Annotated in this window: 2 tRNA genes and 1 rRNA gene; all 3 read left to right on the forward strand. The window is 50.1% G+C overall.

The window, feature by feature from the left end:
* Positions 1-39 precede the first annotated feature (39 nt).
* Positions 40-116 (forward strand) — tRNA-Ile (locus tag VK92_RS38405).
* A gap of 40 nt (positions 117-156) precedes the next feature.
* Positions 157-232 (forward strand) — tRNA-Ala (locus tag VK92_RS38410).
* A gap of 287 nt (positions 233-519) precedes the next feature.
* Positions 520-714: ribosomal RNA gene (locus VK92_RS38415) — 23S ribosomal RNA — on the forward strand; the annotation flags it as partial.

The raw sequence follows: 714 nt of genomic DNA on the forward strand, positions 1-714 counted from the left end.
CGCTCACGCTTATCGGCTGTAAATCAAAGACAGACTCAGGGGTCTGTAGCTCAGTCGGTTAGAGCACCGTCTTGATAAGGCGGGGGTCGTTGGTTCGAATCCAACCAGACCCACCATTGTCTGGCGGTAGGTACCTGAGGGAAATCTGTACTCAATGGGGGCATAGCTCAGCTGGGAGAGCACCTGCTTTGCAAGCAGGGGGTCGTCGGTTCGATCCCGTCTGCCTCCACCAATCCTCAATGACAAACATTCGAATGACAATTGTTCGAGTCTTTGTCATTGGCGATTGAGCCAGTCAGAGGATATCAACAGATATCGGCTGTCGTTCTTTAACAATCTGGAAGAAGTAAGTAATTTGGATAGCGGAAGCGTCTTGAGATGGACGTGAAAACTATCCGGGTTGTGATTGTATCGATGTATCTCAAGATGATTCGAACTCTATGTTCGACTTAAATTGGAATACGGCACAACGCGAGAACTCAACCTGTAGCGACTGTCGACGAGACAGACTCGTTATAGGGTCAAGCGAACAAGTGCATGTGGTGGATGCCTTGGCGATCACAGGCGATGAAGGACGCGGTAGCCTGCGAAAAGCTACGGGGAGCTGGCAAACGAGCTTTGATCCGTAGATGTCCGAATGGGGAAACCCACTCCTTTTGGAGTATCCATGGCTGAATACATAGGCCATGTGAAGCGAACGCGGTGAACTGAAAC

The sequence above is a fragment of the Burkholderia sp. LK4 genome, assembly GCF_001043615.1.
Taxonomy (GTDB): Bacteria; Pseudomonadota; Gammaproteobacteria; order Burkholderiales; family Burkholderiaceae; genus Burkholderia; species Burkholderia cepacia.